The sequence below is a fragment of the Saccharopolyspora sp. NPDC002376 genome, assembly GCF_053593195.1.
Window position 1 is genome coordinate 1 of sequence record NZ_JBSFBZ010000099.1, and the last position, 15106, is coordinate 15106.

The following is a 15106-nucleotide window of genomic DNA, read 5'->3' on the forward strand; positions in this document are numbered from 1 at the left end:
CAGTGGTGCGATGAGCCGGTCTCGCAACGGGACTTCGACGACGCACATTTGATCAACGCCGCGCTCGAGGTCCACGCCGACGACCCCACCGAGGGATATCGGTTCATCGCCGACGAACTCACGACCCGCGGGTTCGTCGCGTCGGAGAACCGGGTCTGGCGGATCTGTTCGATGCAACGCATCTTCTCGGTGCATGCCAAGAAAAAGGCCCGGTTCCGCAAGTCGGGTCCGCCGGTGCACGACGACCTCGTGGGCCGGAAATTCACCGCCACCGCCCCGAATGTCACGTGGTTGACCGACATCACCGAACACCCCACCAGCGAAGGAAAGTTGTATCTGTGTGCGGTCAAGGACTGCTACTCCAACCGCATCGTGGGCTACTCGATCTCCGATCGCATGAAGTCCTCACTCGCAGTCGCGGCATTGCGCAACGCTATCGCGCTCCGCGACCCGCGCGAAGTGATCGTTCATTCCGACAGGGGCAGCCAGTTCCGGTCGAAGAAGTTCCGGCGACTGTTGCGCCGCCACCAGCTGGCCGGATCCATGGGCAGGGTCGGGGCGTGTGGGGACAATGCCGCGATGGAATCGTTCTTTTCCTTGCTGCAAAAGAACGTTCTCGACACCAGGCGGTGGCACACCCGCGAGGAACTCCGGCTGGCGATCGTGTCCTGGATCGAGACGAAATACCACCGCAAACGTCGACAACGACGCCTGGGCAAACTCACCCCGGTCGAGTTTGAGACCATCTACACCACCGCACACGCGGCCTGAACCACTCAAACCCAAGTGACAACCAAACCCTGGGCAGACCCTTGATCACCGCGAGGGCCGTATGCACCAGTTCTTGCCGAGGGTGGCCCGGCCCGAGAGGATCGAGGCTGCGAAGCGCACATTCGCGAACGTGCCAGTTCTCATCGTTGAGAAGCGTGGTGAGGTGACGCTCAGCAAGCGAATGGGGTGCGCGAGTCGCGGCCAGCTCCACGGCGGCACGCACCTTGTAGTCAGCATCGCGGACCAACTGCTCCAGGATGTCCGTTCCCGGCGCTCCCGCCGGGGCGTGCTCATCGCGGATTACTTCGGCGAGTGCCGTCCGGACGCGCCAGTTCGGATGGCTCAGGAACGCTTCCAGGGCGTTGCTGGTGGTGTCGGAGAAGACCAGGTAGAAGTACCGTGCGAAGAAGGTCGCTTCGTCGCTTTCGTTCAGGTCTGCTGCATCCAGCAAGCCGTGGACATCGGCGACATCAAAGGTACGCTCGATGAATCCAGTGATGTCCGGCCAGAGTTCGGTACCGAACTAGCGCAGGAGTGACAGCAGCCATGTGGTGCGTGCATGGCCAAGCGCAGGGTGGAGTGCGCTGCTGGTGAAGCCAATCAACGGCCGAGATGACGGTAAGCGCGCATCCCAACGATCATTCACATCGCTGCCACGATAGGAAATGCCCCTGTCCTGGATTCGACGCTGCTGCGACTCCACACCGAGACAGCATGCCGCGGTGACGGACTCGCCATTCGCCCAAGAGACCTCGACCGCAAGAACTGCCTGGTTCGTCTCCACGAGAAGGGCGAGACAGTCCGGTGGCAGCCGGTCTCCCCCACGCTAATGACTCATCTCGAGGCACACGCCACGCACCGGTCGGCTTCGAACTCGACGCGCCGCTACTGCGATACGCCAACGGTCGGCCGATCACCCGCTGGCGGCACGACTATCTCTGGAACCGAACGCGTACGTGGGTACGTGATGGCAATCTGGTTACGATCCTCGCCAGCCACGACGGGCTGACGCCACGGGGTTGTACGTGGGGCTCCAGGTGGACATGCTGGGATTGCGATCCTCGCCAGCCCCGGAGGGCTGGCGCCACGATCCATGAATGGTTCGATCATCCGCGTAAGTCGATGTTGCGATCCTCGCCAGCCCCGAAGGGCCGGCGCACCAGCCCGTGCTCGGTGCGCATCCGGTCCGGCACCTGGTTGTTGCGATCCTCGCCAGTCCCTGGGAACGCTGGCGTTATGGCCAGCTTGCCCCGCCGGCTCACGTGATCCTTGTTGACGGTGCGATCCTCGCTCACTCGCGAAGCTGACGTGACGCTACGAGTACAGCGTCAGCGGCCTCTACGTTGACGCAGATGTGATTCCTCGAGGATCAGGCGATGAGTTTGGTGACGGTCACGCCGTTGTGAAGAGCGTCGTCGTTGAGAGTCACGGTGTAATCGGCAAATCCTCGCGGGGGTTCTGTAGCACTCGTAGCACGGGTGATAGCAACGCGTTCGGTGAGTTTGTGGGCTGGCGCGCTGCCGAAGGCGCTGTTGTGGCTGAAGACGTACAGTCCTCGGGCAGTCATGGTGCCGCGGGTGGCGGTGCGGTCGTGGTCGAACATCATCTCGAGGGTTCGGTACAGTAGTTCAAAGTCTCGGGCATCGACCCCGGTTTTCGTGCCACGCACTGCGGAGTACGACAGTTCGGCGCGGTAGAGTCCATATGGGACGGTCCACTTGCTTCCCATCTCGGTGCTTTCGCCTTTGTCGATGTCTTCCTGGCGGGTTTGGGTCACGCGGGTGATGGCGTGGTCCATGGGGAAGACCGGGTCGACACTTCGCGCCATGGTGACTTGGAGTGGTCCCCGAATCTGGCCAAGGGCATTCGTTTTGCCCGAGGAGAGGACAGCTCCGAAGAGTCGGATGTCGGCGTAGCGGTGGCATAGCCATGCGCGTGCTTGTTCGGCTTGCTCCGCGTTGATCGTGCGTCGTCTCTTGCTGCCGGTTTCTTCGAGCTGCCAGCCGTGGGCTTGGTATGCCTCTTCCAATCGTGTGTTCAACGCGTGACCAGCTTCGACGAAAATTCCGTAGCGCTCCGCATCGCTGCCAGCGGCAAGGGGAAGGGTGTCTCGGATCTTGCGTTTGATTGCGACGTCTGTGACGAGTCCGTGGCCGGTTTCATCATCCGTGCGGGGTCGGTTTCCGGCATCGGGATCGCCGTTGGGATTGCCGTCAGTGACGTCGAACAGGAACACGATGTCGTGTCTCACGGCGGGGTCGAGATGGGGCGTGGTCTGAGCGGTCATGCCAGGTGTCACCTTCTTGGTCAGGCAGGCTGGGTGTCAGTCGGTTCGCCAGGCTCGTCCTGGGAGTTCTTGTTGGAGCGCTCGGCTTTTTGGTGGTGGTAGCCGAGGATGAACTGCTCCTGCTGGCGCAGGTTGTTGGTTGCCGGAACGCCGCTTGTGGCCTCGAGCAGGTGGTAGATGGCGGTGAGTTGGTTCTCGAAGTGAACGGCCATGCCGTGGTGTCCACCGCGGCGGAGCTTGCTGAACCACGCTTTGGCATCCAGGCGTCCCGCAACCAAGGCAGCGCGAGGGTTGCGCGCTGCTCCGGCGAAGAACCTGTCTGCGTAGGTGGTGTTCAGCCGGAGGCGTTCCCCGTTGGCGCTGCCTTTCTTGTTGAGGTCTGTGTTGGCGGCCAGCTGGAGTTGAGTGAGGACGGCGAACAGGCGGCCGGCGAGGTAAGCCGGTTCCTGGTAGGTGGGGTCGAGTCCTGGGGGCAAGGGAGTGGCCTCCTCGCGAGATGTGTTTCGGTTGAGGGCGAGCCGGATCAGGGCTGCTCGACAATCGTCGACGTGCCCATCGCGGCAGATGCGACGGACGAGGTGTGCCCGTAGGGCAGGAGCGAGAGGAACCTTTCGGAAGGCGCTGCGTTGCAGCGCACGAGACACATCGCGTGGCCGATCGGCGTTGCGGGCCTCAAAGGGCGCGTAGCGCTGCTTTTGTGGATCCCAGCGGCCGAGTGCTTCGGCAAAGGCTGTGATGCCGTGGATGCGTCTGTCTCCCGGCTTTTGGGGCTTGATTTCCTGATCGCGGAACCATTTTCGGATGTTGCGTTCAAGTCGGGCCAGCGGCATCTCGATCCAATCTTGGACCATGACGCGAGAACGGTTCCCGCCGACTGAGATCGAGCAGAACAAACCCAGGTCATCATCGTCGAGATGGTCTTCGATGTCTGATTCATCGGCTTTCCACACGCTGCGAAGTCGCTCGACGACGACGTCGGCATCCGGCTCATCCAGGTACTCGACAGAGGGTTCTATACCTGGGTTGACCAACCACCATGCCGACCGGCTGTCCTGCCCGGAATGTGTGAGGACATGACCGCTGTCGAGGATCGAGATCAACCCCAGGGGAACGTCGTTGCAGCAGTGGACGCAGATAGGGGTGTGAACGAGTTGTTCTGCGAGGTCGTAGCCGAAGACTGGCTCGTTGATGCTCACCAGTGCTGCGCCTCTGGAATCGGCGCCTGGAACCAGTTTCGCCGGGATGAAGGTTGGCATGGTCTTCAACAACGGCGCAGTCTTTCCGCAAACCAGGCAACGCCCACTCTTGCCAGTTCCTTTGCGGCGAACGACTTCCGAAATCCAGTACGGCACGACTGATGGCGCATCGTAGGCGGGCTGTCCGTTTACTGCGATGAGGACGCGTTGCTTTGCCGTGACATCTTCGGGCTTGTCCAGCTTGCTCGGCCCGCCAGAACGGTAGAACTCCGCGACAACCTGGGCAACGTCGTCATCTGCACCTTCAGCGCTGCCGCTCCACTGCAGGACGATCTCGACGAAAGCCTTGTGGCAGTCGCGTACCCGCTTGCTCACCTCGTTCTCGTCGTCCCATCCAAGGACGTACTGAACATCATCCGCAACCAGGAAGGGTTCTGGACCTGACGTGCGGACGATTGCAGGTACCTCGTGAGGGATACCGCGTCCATTACCGGACTCATCTGCCAGCGGGATCAGGTTGACCTCAGAGATCCCTCCGCCACTGGTTCCGATGTTCAGCTGCCAATGGAATTCGTATGTGGCGTGAAAGGGGCGGCTGGTATCGCTGTGCTCGTGAGCGTACTCGGCGAGCTTATTGAGAAGCATCGGCGTATTCCTCACCCTGCGCTAGTACGCCGGCCGCTGGCACGTGCAGGACTCCGTTGCGCAGCTCTGCCTCGAACCAGGTGAACGAAGGCGGGCTGGTGGCATGGTCCACGGTGTGCAACATCCAGCCCAGGTACGACGAGAACGGCAACGGTGCATGGTCGGTGGGAGTACTGAAGTAGGCGGTGAACTCGCGGGTCCCCAGGTACGGCTGGGCGAAGCAGCGTCCAGATTCCACTCGCCGTCGGAACTGGTCGCGGTAAGCCGCTGCAGGTTTGGTCGCCCTCGATTTCAACTCAACCTGAGCGTGGATGCGGTAGCGCACATCGCGCAGGCACACAGCGTTGCGCTGAACCCTGTTCTCGACGGTGTCGACGCGTCGCTGCCCACTGGCCGCATCGCTGAGGGACACTAGGTCCGTTGTCTCGTTGCGACGCAAGGTGAACTGCTGGATGGGCTTGAGGACTTCGATGTACTCGATCCGCCAGGAAATCTCCGGTTTCCAGAAGATCGACTCCAGCACGCCGACTGCCGCCGACGGAGTCATCACCGGGTAGGTCACCCGCTCCGTCTTCAAGGCGGGATTCGTGAACAGTGCTCCGTCGCCCCAGACCTCAACCACGACCGGTTTCGGTTCTTTCCAACGAGATCCCGCACGAGTTGTTGTTTGCATCAAGTGGATGATCTTGCCTGGTCGCCGACACCGTGACCTTTTTGGCAACCTTCACCCGAAAGAACCACAAGGCTCAAACAGAAGGCCGGTTCCCGGCCAGTCAGAACACAGTCCACGCACCACCAGTGACCTCCGTGCCGTGAATGACCTGGCCGCGATCGAACAGCCTCGGCCAAGCCCCAGTACCCCGGCTCCCCCGCTGTTATCCCGTCGTATCGGTGACGACTGGATCATCGTCGATACCGACCGCGGCGTCGTACGGCCCCAACCACAAATGGAGGTCACCACCGAGCCGCTCCAGACGCTCCCGCGTGGACTCCGCTTTCACCGTCCAGACCGGCAGCGTGACGATCCATCCCTGCAATCCACGCATGACCTCGGTTGGATAGGCTTCGCGCTCTTCGAGCTGTTTTAGCTTGCCGCGTACATCTTCGGCGGCGCTGTCGTTGGCATCGACGATGACGACTGGCACCGTGTTCTGCTCAATCATCCGGAATGCCTTGGTCCGATCCGGCTTGCCAGCGTGGTGACCAACGTCCGTCGCGGGTCCTTCGACAACAGCTCGGAAGTCCAGTTTCTTGCGGTTCTGCTGGATGGTTTGCCCGGCGTTGAGACCGCGTGCGTTGCGGACATTCGTGCGGTCCAGCCCGAGAGTGCTGTACAGCTCCTTGTAGTAGGAATCGAGCGCTGTCGCATTGTCAGGGTTGGCCAACCCCGGCCCGAAGTACGACCGGGTGATCGCCACTCTGACCTTGTACTCGGGCGGCGCGTGTCCATCGGCCGGGTCGAATACGACGACGCGACCCGAGCCTGGTCCGCCGTGCCGTCCTGCGCGGCCAGCCGACTGCTGCAAGGAGTCTGCTGGCGCGATCGCCCGCCACACGACCGGGAAGCTGATGTCCACACCTGCCTCTACGAGCTGCGTCGCTACGAGTGTGACCGGCTGACCTGCTTTCAGCCGGGAGGTAACTTCGTCAAGCACTCGAGCACGGTGCTGCGGATACATCCGGCTCGACAAGTGCCACACGTTCTCGCGCTTTTCACTCAATGCCCGATACAGACGCCGTGCGTCCTTGGTGCTATTGACGATGACCAGGCACTGATCCAGTTCAGCGACCTCCGCGGCGACTTCGGCCAGCGTCGGTCGAGGATCTAGCCGCCATTCGTAAACCACACGCCGAGCACGTTCGAAAAGACCAGCGACGTCCTTAATCAGCTCCCTCGGCTGCAAGTTCAGGTCTCGCCAGACGGACAGGTCCTCGAAGGTTGGTTGTGTGGCGGAGGTCAGCAGGACGGTGGTTCCGAAGTGTTTCACCAGCAGCCGCAGAGCATCAAGGATCGGCAGCAGCATCCGGGGCGGCAGTGCTTGAACCTCATCGAGCACAAGTACAGAGTTGGCCAACCGGTGCAGTTTCCGCACCTGCGACGGGCTTCGACCGAGCAGCGTCTCGAACAACTGCACCGTCGTGGTCAGTACAAACGGCGCATCCCAGTTCTCAGCCGCCAGCCGCGCCCACTCCTCATGGTCGGTGCCCTCCGACTCATCCACCTTGACCTGGGAGTGGTGTTCCAGAACAACCGGTTCCTCTCCGTCAAGGAGATCCCGGTACACCTGAGCATTCTGCTCGGTGACCGTGACGAGCGGCATCGCCACCACGACGCGACGCTTTCCCCACCTTTCCGCGTGATGCAACGCGAAGCCACCCTGCGCCAGTGTCTTACCCGAACCCGCTGGTGCCGCGAGCCGATACAGACCGGGAGACTGCTGCGAGCCGGCAACTGCAGCCTCATAGACCTCCTGTCGCACCGCGTCCATCGGCGACGGGTCGCGTTGCTTCAACAGGTCTGCACGACCGCGCTCGAACCGCCTGACCAGCGCAGCCATATCCACGAGGGATTCACCCACTGGCTTCTTACCAGCACTATGAGCCGCCGTATCCAAGCGATCGGCATCCACCAGCGCCGAGAAGGTCATCCGCAATCCCATCTCGAACAACAGCGGATCCTCTGACCAGGCCGACGGGACCAACGATCCGCCCGCCATTACATCGTGCGCCTCTGGAACCTCAGCGAAGAAGCGCTCGACTGTCGCCTCCTCGTCCGGCTTTCCGGAAGGACGCAGGACTTTCTTCAATGCCTTGACGCTGTCCAGACCGCTGTGATGTCCCAACACTGCCATCGCGGCAGGTCCAGCAGTCTTCTTCAAGAGCCGCGCGCCCAAGTCCTCATGCCGGCCGACAGGGCGTCCGGTGCCCTCGACTTCCCGAAGCCGACGCTGCCACTGCGCGGACGCCTTGCCTGCATCGTGAAAAAGTCCAAGCGCCCGAGCCAACTGCGAGGCACCCCATGACTCAGCGAACCCAGCCGCCAGCTCGCCCGTCGAGCGGGCATGGTCCGCGAGAGTGTGCCAATGCCCTGCTTCGTTCCGGCTGTGCGCCGCAACGGGGTCCGGGAAGTCCGGGGAGGGCCCGCTGCCCCCAGCTCCAGGCGTTTCTACGCCAGTCGACGATTCTGCGGAGAGCAGCTCTTCCACAGGTTGCGTCGCTGGATCGGAGTCGGGCGGGCTGCCTTTCAGCTCGGCAATGGTCGAAGCTGACGACCCCAACTCCGTCCGGATGTGAACGGGAACCTCAAGGAGCGTTCGGAGGAGTGCTTCCGCCCCCTTCGTCGTGAACCCGTCAACCAAGTAGTGGTCAGCGGTTTCAGGCTGGAGGAACAGGGGAATCTCATCAACGGAGCGCCCAGGTAAGACCACAGGGAGAAGTTTTAGTATCCACGTGTCACGTCGGCTGTGCAGGAGCTCTCTCAGCAACGCCGCTTCTGAGTGAGCACCACGGCGATCGACAGCCGGTGGTCCACCGTCGCCGACCCGCTTGTACTCAGGCGAGGCGATGACGGCCACGTAATCTGCACTGTTGACCTGGTCAATCATCCATGCGTACCAGTCCCTGCGAACGTCGCAATCCCATTGGTCCAGATTGGCATCGACGCCCTTGCTGCGTAGGAACTCCGCGAATCGCCTGACCAGCTGCTTGTGATGCTTCGAATCATGGGTGTAGGTCACGAACACGCGCACGGACTTGCCTTCGGCGACAGCATGTGATTCGCCGTGGTCATCTGCTGGCATGATTCACATCCCCCAGGAACACGTACCTCTGCCAAGGTCCGACGAAGGCCAACTGTTCAGCAGTAGGCGGTCCTTGATCGTACTGGCGGGTGACACTTGTTTTCGTCCGCCCCAGGGCATGCCTCGCTACGTTGCTGTGGGACTGCTGTCTTCTGCAGCGTTGCCCTGTCGTCGTTGAGCTGGCGAGTCTCCGGCGCCCCCAAAGCGGTGTAATGCGCTAACGCTTCTTCCCAATGCGACTCTGCCTCCGAGATTCGTCCACAGCCAGCGGCGATGCGACCCAGGCCGTGATGCGCGCGGGCGTACTCGAAGCGACTGCCACACTCGTTGCTGAGTGACACTGCCTGCTCGTGCGCTTGTTCGGCCTCTCCCTGGTTGCCGGCCTGCTGGTGTGCCTCGCCAAGACAGTTGAGCGCCATCGCCGCGTCCAGCTGCAGACCGAGCTCGCCGAACAGGTCCAGTGCCCGCTCCAGCCGCGTTGTGGCAGCGGCGAAGCGCTTCAGGTCGACTTCGATAAGGGCCATGCTCCGCAAGGTGATCGCAGCGTTTCGCCTGGATCCGGTCTTCTCGTAGCAGACCAGCGCACGCTCATTCTCATGCAACGCCGCCTCGTGATCACCGCGGTAATGCAGCACCGTTGCTCGGTTGGCTAGGGCGTTGCTGACACCGTGGATGTCGTCCACGGCTTCAAAGAGCTCTCGCGCCTTGTCGTACTGCTCGGCCGCAGCATCCCATTGTCCCTGCTCCAGCAGCGCCAGTCCGAGGTTGTTGCGGGTCTGCGCCTCGGCGTACCGATTGCCAGCCCTTTGCGTGGCTTCAAGAGTCAACTCATGGGTCTGCGTCCAGTCCTTCCACTGCTTGCTAAGGAAGTAGTAGCCGCGCAGCGTGTACGCCAGCTGCCACAGACTCGAGTCCAGGGCGGAGTCCGTCACGCGGAAGATCGCCGTCGTGTTGGGGCGCTCGGTATCCAGCCACGCCAGGGCACTGTCATGGTCGTCCATTGCCTGCGATGGACGCGCATCTCCGTCAAGTGGAATCCGGTAGCGATGCGGTGTGATGACCCGATCTGCCTTGTCAGCGGTGTGCAAGTAGTAGTCGAACAACCTGCGCACCGCCGAGCTGCGGTCGGCGGCGCTGTCACGCTGCTCCGCGACTTCCTCTGCATACGCCCGCAAGAGGTCGTGCACGTCGAACCGACCACTCCTCGGATCAAGCACCAGGTGCGCTCTGACCAGGGCATCAATCGCACGTCCTGCGGCCCGCGGCGTGATGTCCAGCAGTGCTGCTAACGCATAAGCATCGAAGTCGTGCCCGGGGTAAACGCCCAGGGCTCGAAACGCTCGCGCAGCGTCACGAGGAAGCTGCTCGTAGGACCACGAGAACACTGTCCGCGCGGACGTTGACGGGTCGTCTTCCCCCAGGACATCCAGCTGCGTGTCCCGGTCCGTCAAATCATCCGCGAGGTCAGCCAATGACATCGAAGGCCGGAGACACGCTGCTTGTCCCGCCACTCGTAATGCCAGCGGCAGTCGTGCGCAAGACCGGATCAGGGAGTCAGCAGCAGCTGGTTCCTCGTCAACACGCGAACCGATCAGGGTACGAAGAAGCTCAAGCGCAGTAGGATAATTTAGGAGGTCAACACTGACTACCTCAGCGCCCTCCCCAACGACCAGACTCGATAGCACCCGACGACTCGTGACCAACACACGGCAAGACGAGGAGCCCGGAAGCAAGGGCCGTACTTGGTTCTCGGCGCACGCGTTGTCTAACACGACGAGAACTCGCCGTCCGGCAAGAAGACTCCTGTAGAGCGCTGCCCGTTCAGCCAGATCGTCCGGCACCTCGGTTGTCGGCGTCCCAAGGGCTCTCAAGAAGCTGGCCAAGACCTCGCCTGGATCCAACGGCTGGTTGGGTCCATAGCCGCGCAAGTCGACGTACAGCTGGCCGTCGGGGAAGTCCGCACTCACCTGATGAGCCCAATGAACCGCAAGTGCTGTCTTTCCGACGCCCGCAGTTCCGCACAGCAACGTGATCAGCGGCCCTGACTGCGATGCTCCTGGCTGCTCGCGAAACCCAGCACCCAACTTTGTGAGCTGCTCGCCCCGCTCCACGAACCCGCCCGGCGCGGGTGGCAACTGTTGCGGAACCGGCAAGCTCTGAGACATCTGAAAGTGCACGCCCCCGACGATGGTTCCCGCCTGAACCACAGTGCCGGCCGAGCCTGACAGCTCGTTCCGCGCTACCCCACCACCTACCGGATTGTCCGTCGCTCCACGCATGTCTCCCCCGGCCGTCGAACATGATCAACCACCGTCCATGACACCACATGAGGTTGACCCTGGACACCGCTTAACGAAGAACCCAAACCATCATCACAACCAGCTACGCAACAAATTCAACCGAAAGTAGCTGTTGACGATGTGAGCCCGCATCGGGAGCCTCCACGGGAACGTGGCAGCCAGGGACGCTGAGCACATTACCCAGGCCGGCCCTGACGCTCAACGGCATGAAAGCGTCTTCGGAACCCTGAGCATCCAACAGCACCTGCCACGCGGCCCCACGGGAAGGTCAATTACAAACCCCCATTAAGATCAACGCAAGAGCGTCGAGTAACCCCTGGTCAAACAAGGTGCGCCAGCCAGGGCTAGCGAGGATCGCAACGGCCACCGCCGCGCGACAGCAGTGGCACCAGCCCGCCAAGACTGGCGCGAATCGCAACTACTTCTTCGATGTGGAGTCGCTGCTGCAGTTTCATGCCAGTGGCGCCAGCCCGCCAGGGCTAGCGAGGATCGCAACCCCGACGGCGCCCGCGACAACGCCGGGTTCCGGATCGTGGCGCCAGCCCTCCGGGGCTGGCGAGGATCGCAACCCCGGCTCGCCGTCGCGTGAGGACATTGACATCGAGTGGCGCCAGCTCTCCGGGGCTGGCGAGGATCGCAACTCATTCAGCCCACCTGTTACAACAGGTAGAACAAGAAGTGGCGCCAGCTCTCCGGGGTCGGCGAGGATCGCAACATGCTCGACGACCTGGGCAACCTGCAGTCCGAGGGCAAGTGGCGCCAGCCCGCCAGGGCTAGCGAGGATCGCAACGTGCTCACGGTGCCCGCGACAACGCCGGGTTCCGGATCGCGGCGCCAGCCCGCCACGGCTGGCGAGGATCGAAACTATCTCGACAATGCCTGGGCGCACACACAGCTTGATGTGGCGCCAGCCCTCCAGGGTTGGCGAGGATCGCAACAGCCGGGACTGGAACACCTGGGTGCCGTTGTGGTCGGTGGAGCCAGCCCTCCAGGGCTGGCGAGGATCGCAATCTCACCGACCGCGAGGTTGATGCCAACACGACCAGCTGTGGCGCCAGCCCTCGGGAGCTGGTGAGGATCACAACACGAAATTGCTCCTGTTCTTCGTCTTTGACGAGGGGTGGCGCCAGTCCTCCGGGGCTGGCGAGGATCGCAACCGGGACCTGCGGCGCACCGTGTCCAGTGCCGACGAGTGGCGTCAGCCCTCCGGCGTTGGCGAGGATCGCAACACCTAAGCCCGCGGCTGGATCGCGTGCGAACTGCCCGGTGGCGCCACCAGCCCTCCGGGGCTGGCGAGGATCGCAACCCTCTTCTCGTTGGTAGCCCTGGCCACCGCCACGCGGTGGCGCCAGCCCTCCGGGGCTGGCAAGGATCGCAACCATGACGTCGTAACGAAGCCATGCCAAGCACCCATCTCGCAGGTGGATTTGACAGAACGTGATGTTCTCCTACAGGCCACCTCTTGCGGTTCCTTCTGGGATCGCCCTTCATCGAGGCCGCACCATCTGCAGCCCGACCTCGTGGCTGAGCAGCAGCTTGCGATTCCCTCCTTGGAACCGGCCTTTCCTCGAGGACCGCGGCGGGCGCACCAGTCGCCTCAAACCTTCCAGGCCCGCACACGGGTCCGGGCCACCCTTCACCGAGGGCCCGACGGCTGGGCAATTGAGTGAATCGGCCGCACTCGTGCCTCCGAGTAGCCGCCCTTCATCGAGGTGCGGACCTTCGGCGCTATCCCGGAGCCAGCCCATCAACGACCTCTGGATCACCAACATCATGCGAAACACCGCCAACACGATGCTCGACACCTGTTCCTGCCCGATCAGGACCCCGTGCACGTACATTTGCGCACGGGGTCGAAGCCACCACGGCCCGCGATAACGCCCAAATGAGCTCACCAATAGGACGTTGCGATCGCGTGAAGAAGGCACCTTTCTTCATTCGAAAGGCGGGACTCCTACTCACTGTTCGACGGACGCGGTCTCGACGAACTTGTGCCGCCGCCGGACATGTCGTGTGAGAGCACGAGCCCTCGCCGAACCGATACCCAGGTGCTGCCGAAGCGTCTCAGCTGATACCGGCCGGTGATGGTTAGCCCAGTGTTCAGAATCCAGTGCGCAGGCTCGTCCGAACAACGGATCAGGACCAGCCCTGTCTTGAGGGCCGCAGGCTGAAGCATCAGTACCGTCCCCATGACCAGGGATGTTGTTTCTTGGCGTGCGCTCCGTTGGGCCTTCCTCCTGAAATGGCTCGGCTTCATCGTCACAAGCGCCCTTCTGTCCCAGGACCTTGTCCCGCGCCGTGCAGAACACGGCCGAGATGGTGCTGCCTGCATCAGCAGCCGTTCCTGCGGGTGACACCTCTTCGCCGTTGGACAGCGGCCCTGCCACAGCTACTGCCTGCAGCAGCCCCGGCCCTACCTCCGCCCAGCCGCTCAGAAGCAGGGGACCCACCGCGTCGAAGGCCGCTTTGCCCAACTGGCCATTGCAAAGTGGTTCGGCCACGTTCAACGCCAAGGTCACCAACGACGCGAACAGCAGCAACCGCCGCGCAAGACGCAGCTGCTGCGGCGACGCACCCTGCGGGGCGAGGTATCGAGTCCCCGTCAGCAGGCCGAGCACGGACAGGTCACAACTGCCGGAGCTACCAACGGTGCCACGTACATCGGCACCCCGAGCCGCAACGCGAGCCTCAGGACGTTGCCAAATCCAAAAAGGAACGTCAGAGCAATGACCATTCCGATGATCACGGTCACCGTCCGAATCACGGCCTCACGAGACGCCGTCACTCGACACCACCGCCCCGGCAACACCCATAAATCCAAAGAAGGACAGCGGGCCGCGATCCACGACGAGGCCCATGCCGAATGGCTGCCGAACCAACCGATCCAGACCGAGTAATCCAGTGACAGGATCCGCTCACCGTGCCTGGCGCTTTGCACGGCGTTCCATCACCAGGGGGACTCTCGCCTCGATAACCAGAGGCTTTGACAGCGCCCGCGAGCTCGTCCCGCGGCCCGACGAACAGCGTCCGAACCCGTGTGCAACCTGTACGAGTCGCACCGGAGGCACGAACTCACACCAAATACACGCCCACTGAACGGCCCCGGCGCGGCGTTCCGTTCCAACCGCCACCGAAACCTCCCTTGCTAGGCGGAGATCGCCACCCACCGTCGCCCAACGTCCTCACGGTGCAGGGACAGCGCACATCAGCCCAGTATCCAACCTCGGCCCGCACATGGCAACGCGTACGTGGGTACGCGATGGCCATCTGGTTGCGATCCTCACCAGCCTTCCGAAGGGCTGGCGCCACGCGGTGGCGGCGCGGCCGGTGCGCTGGCTCGCCGAATTGCGATCCTCGCCAGCCCCGGAGGGCTGGCGCCACCCGTCAGAGCGCCAGTTCTGGGTCGCTGCCCACGTACGGTTGCGATCCTCGCCAGCCCCGAAGGGCCGGCGCCACATCCAGGCCGTCACCAACCTGGCGTGCGAGATGTGGTTGCGATCCTCGCCAGCCCCGGAGGGCTGGCGCCACCCGCCGACGCGTTCCACAACAACTAACCCCCTGGAGTTGCGATCCTCGCCAGCCCCGGAGGGCTGGCGCCACCCTGCATGAGCAGGCTGTTTCCTGGGTTTGCGTGTTGATCTTAATCGATTTGTAGCCGACGTGCCCGGGAGACGGTTCGGGATGTCGTGGCGTGTCGTTGGACGCTTCAGGTTCCGAAGCGGGACGGGCTCAGTAGATCAGTGGATCATGATGTGGCGCTGGGGGGGGTGAGTGACCGTTGGTCCCAGCCGCACCAATGGAGTGGTTGTGGATCTCATATCTCTCTGCCACCCCGTACAGTCTGCCGCTCACACCTACTCACCCGTGCAGGATCACCAGAAACGACAATCTGAGATGGGCGTTCTTCGCTGCCTTCTCCGGTCTATCCGGTCAGAGGGGCTGGCGAGGATCGCAACCTGCACTTCACAGTGCAGATGCTTTACCACGGCCGGTGGCGCCAGTCCACCAGGGCTAAAGGTTGTCCCGTAATCGTGGGTCTGGTCGGGTAGTGGATCATGGGCTGGTGCAGGTGATCGGGGTTGACCAGCCGGCGTGGATACCGACGTT

11 protein-coding genes are annotated in these 15106 nt (G+C 62.7%); 3 read left to right on the forward strand and 8 right to left on the reverse strand.

Translation table 11 applies throughout. From position 1 onward, the window contains the following. Positions 1-771 (forward strand): IS3 family transposase (locus tag ACWCO2_RS35575; protein ID WP_450132201.1); only part of this gene is annotated, 771 nt, incomplete at its 5' end. Here ACWCO2_RS35575 and ACWCO2_RS35580 read toward each other — a convergent pair. After that, positions 722-994, reverse strand: coding sequence for a HEAT repeat domain-containing protein (locus ACWCO2_RS35580; RefSeq protein ID WP_450132210.1), 273 nt, complete (start codon positions 992-994; stop codon positions 722-724). The genes ACWCO2_RS35575 and ACWCO2_RS35580 overlap by 50 nt on opposite strands. On the opposite strand from ACWCO2_RS35580, the gene ACWCO2_RS35585 reads away from it, so the two are divergent. Further along, positions 902-1309: a hypothetical protein gene (locus ACWCO2_RS35585; protein WP_450132211.1), complete on the forward strand. Its 408-nt coding sequence runs from the start codon at positions 902-904 to the stop codon at positions 1307-1309. The genes ACWCO2_RS35580 and ACWCO2_RS35585 overlap by 93 nt on opposite strands. A 568-nt stretch (positions 1310-1877) precedes the next feature. Here the strand turns inward: ACWCO2_RS35585 and ACWCO2_RS35590 are convergent. The 7 genes from ACWCO2_RS35590 to ACWCO2_RS35620 all read right to left on the reverse strand — a co-directional run bounded on the left by ACWCO2_RS35590 (position 1878) and on the right by ACWCO2_RS35620 (position 13617). Next, positions 1878-2066, reverse strand: a complete 189-nt coding sequence (locus tag ACWCO2_RS35590) for a hypothetical protein (protein WP_450132202.1) — start codon at positions 2064-2066, stop codon at positions 1878-1880. A 74-nt stretch (positions 2067-2140) separates the two neighbouring features. Further along, positions 2141-3058 (reverse strand): type I-C CRISPR-associated protein Cas7/Csd2, encoded by a 918-nt coding sequence (gene cas7c, locus ACWCO2_RS35595; RefSeq protein WP_450132203.1) that lies wholly within the window; start codon positions 3056-3058, stop codon positions 2141-2143. A gap of 20 nt (positions 3059-3078) precedes the next feature. Then, positions 3079-4899 (reverse strand): type I-C CRISPR-associated protein Cas8c/Csd1, encoded by a 1821-nt coding sequence (locus tag ACWCO2_RS35600; RefSeq protein WP_450132204.1) that lies wholly within the window; start codon positions 4897-4899, stop codon positions 3079-3081. Next, complete coding sequence (gene cas5c, locus ACWCO2_RS35605; protein WP_450132205.1) at positions 4886-5572, reverse strand: type I-C CRISPR-associated protein Cas5c; 687 nt, start codon at positions 5570-5572, stop codon at positions 4886-4888. The genes ACWCO2_RS35600 and cas5c overlap by 14 nt, the downstream gene beginning before the upstream one ends. 202 nt (positions 5573-5774) lie before the next feature. Continuing rightward, entirely contained in the window at positions 5775-8699 is a 2925-nt protein-coding gene (gene cas3, locus ACWCO2_RS35610; RefSeq protein WP_450132206.1) for a CRISPR-associated helicase Cas3', read from the reverse strand. A gap of 56 nt (positions 8700-8755) precedes the next feature. Beyond that, a complete protein-coding gene (locus ACWCO2_RS35615; RefSeq protein ID WP_450132207.1) occupies positions 8756-10978 on the reverse strand; it encodes an ATP-binding protein in 2223 nt (740 codons plus the stop codon). A gap of 1979 nt (positions 10979-12957) precedes the next feature. After that, positions 12958-13617: a hypothetical protein gene (locus ACWCO2_RS35620; protein WP_450132208.1), complete on the reverse strand. Its 660-nt coding sequence runs from the start codon at positions 13615-13617 to the stop codon at positions 12958-12960. Positions 13618-13725: 108 nt separating this feature from the next. Here ACWCO2_RS35620 and ACWCO2_RS35625 point away from each other — a divergent pair, with 108 nt between their 5' ends. Further along, a complete protein-coding gene (locus ACWCO2_RS35625) occupies positions 13726-13896 on the forward strand; it encodes a hypothetical protein (RefSeq protein ID WP_450132209.1) in 171 nt (56 codons plus the stop codon). Positions 13897-15106: the final 1210 nt, after the last annotated feature.

What these genes read in the sequence shown, in the direction of transcription:
- cas7c (WP_450132203.1), bottom strand. Translation starts at nt 3,058, where the DNA reads ATGACCGCTCAGACCACGCCCCATCTCGACCCCGCCGTGAGACACGAC.
- ACWCO2_RS35600 (WP_450132204.1), bottom strand. Translation starts at nt 4,899, where the DNA reads ATGCTTCTCAATAAGCTCGCCGAGTACGCTCACGAGCACAGCGATACC.
- cas5c (WP_450132205.1), bottom strand. Translation starts at nt 5,572, where the DNA reads ATGCAAACAACAACTCGTGCGGGATCTCGTTGGAAAGAACCGAAACCG.
- cas3 (WP_450132206.1), bottom strand. Translation starts at nt 8,699, where the DNA reads ATGCCAGCAGATGACCACGGCGAATCACATGCTGTCGCCGAAGGCAAG.
- ACWCO2_RS35615 (WP_450132207.1), bottom strand. Translation starts at nt 10,978, where the DNA reads ATGCGTGGAGCGACGGACAATCCGGTAGGTGGTGGGGTAGCGCGGAAC.
- ACWCO2_RS35625 (WP_450132209.1), top strand. Translation starts at nt 13,726, where the DNA reads ATGACCATTCCGATGATCACGGTCACCGTCCGAATCACGGCCTCACGA.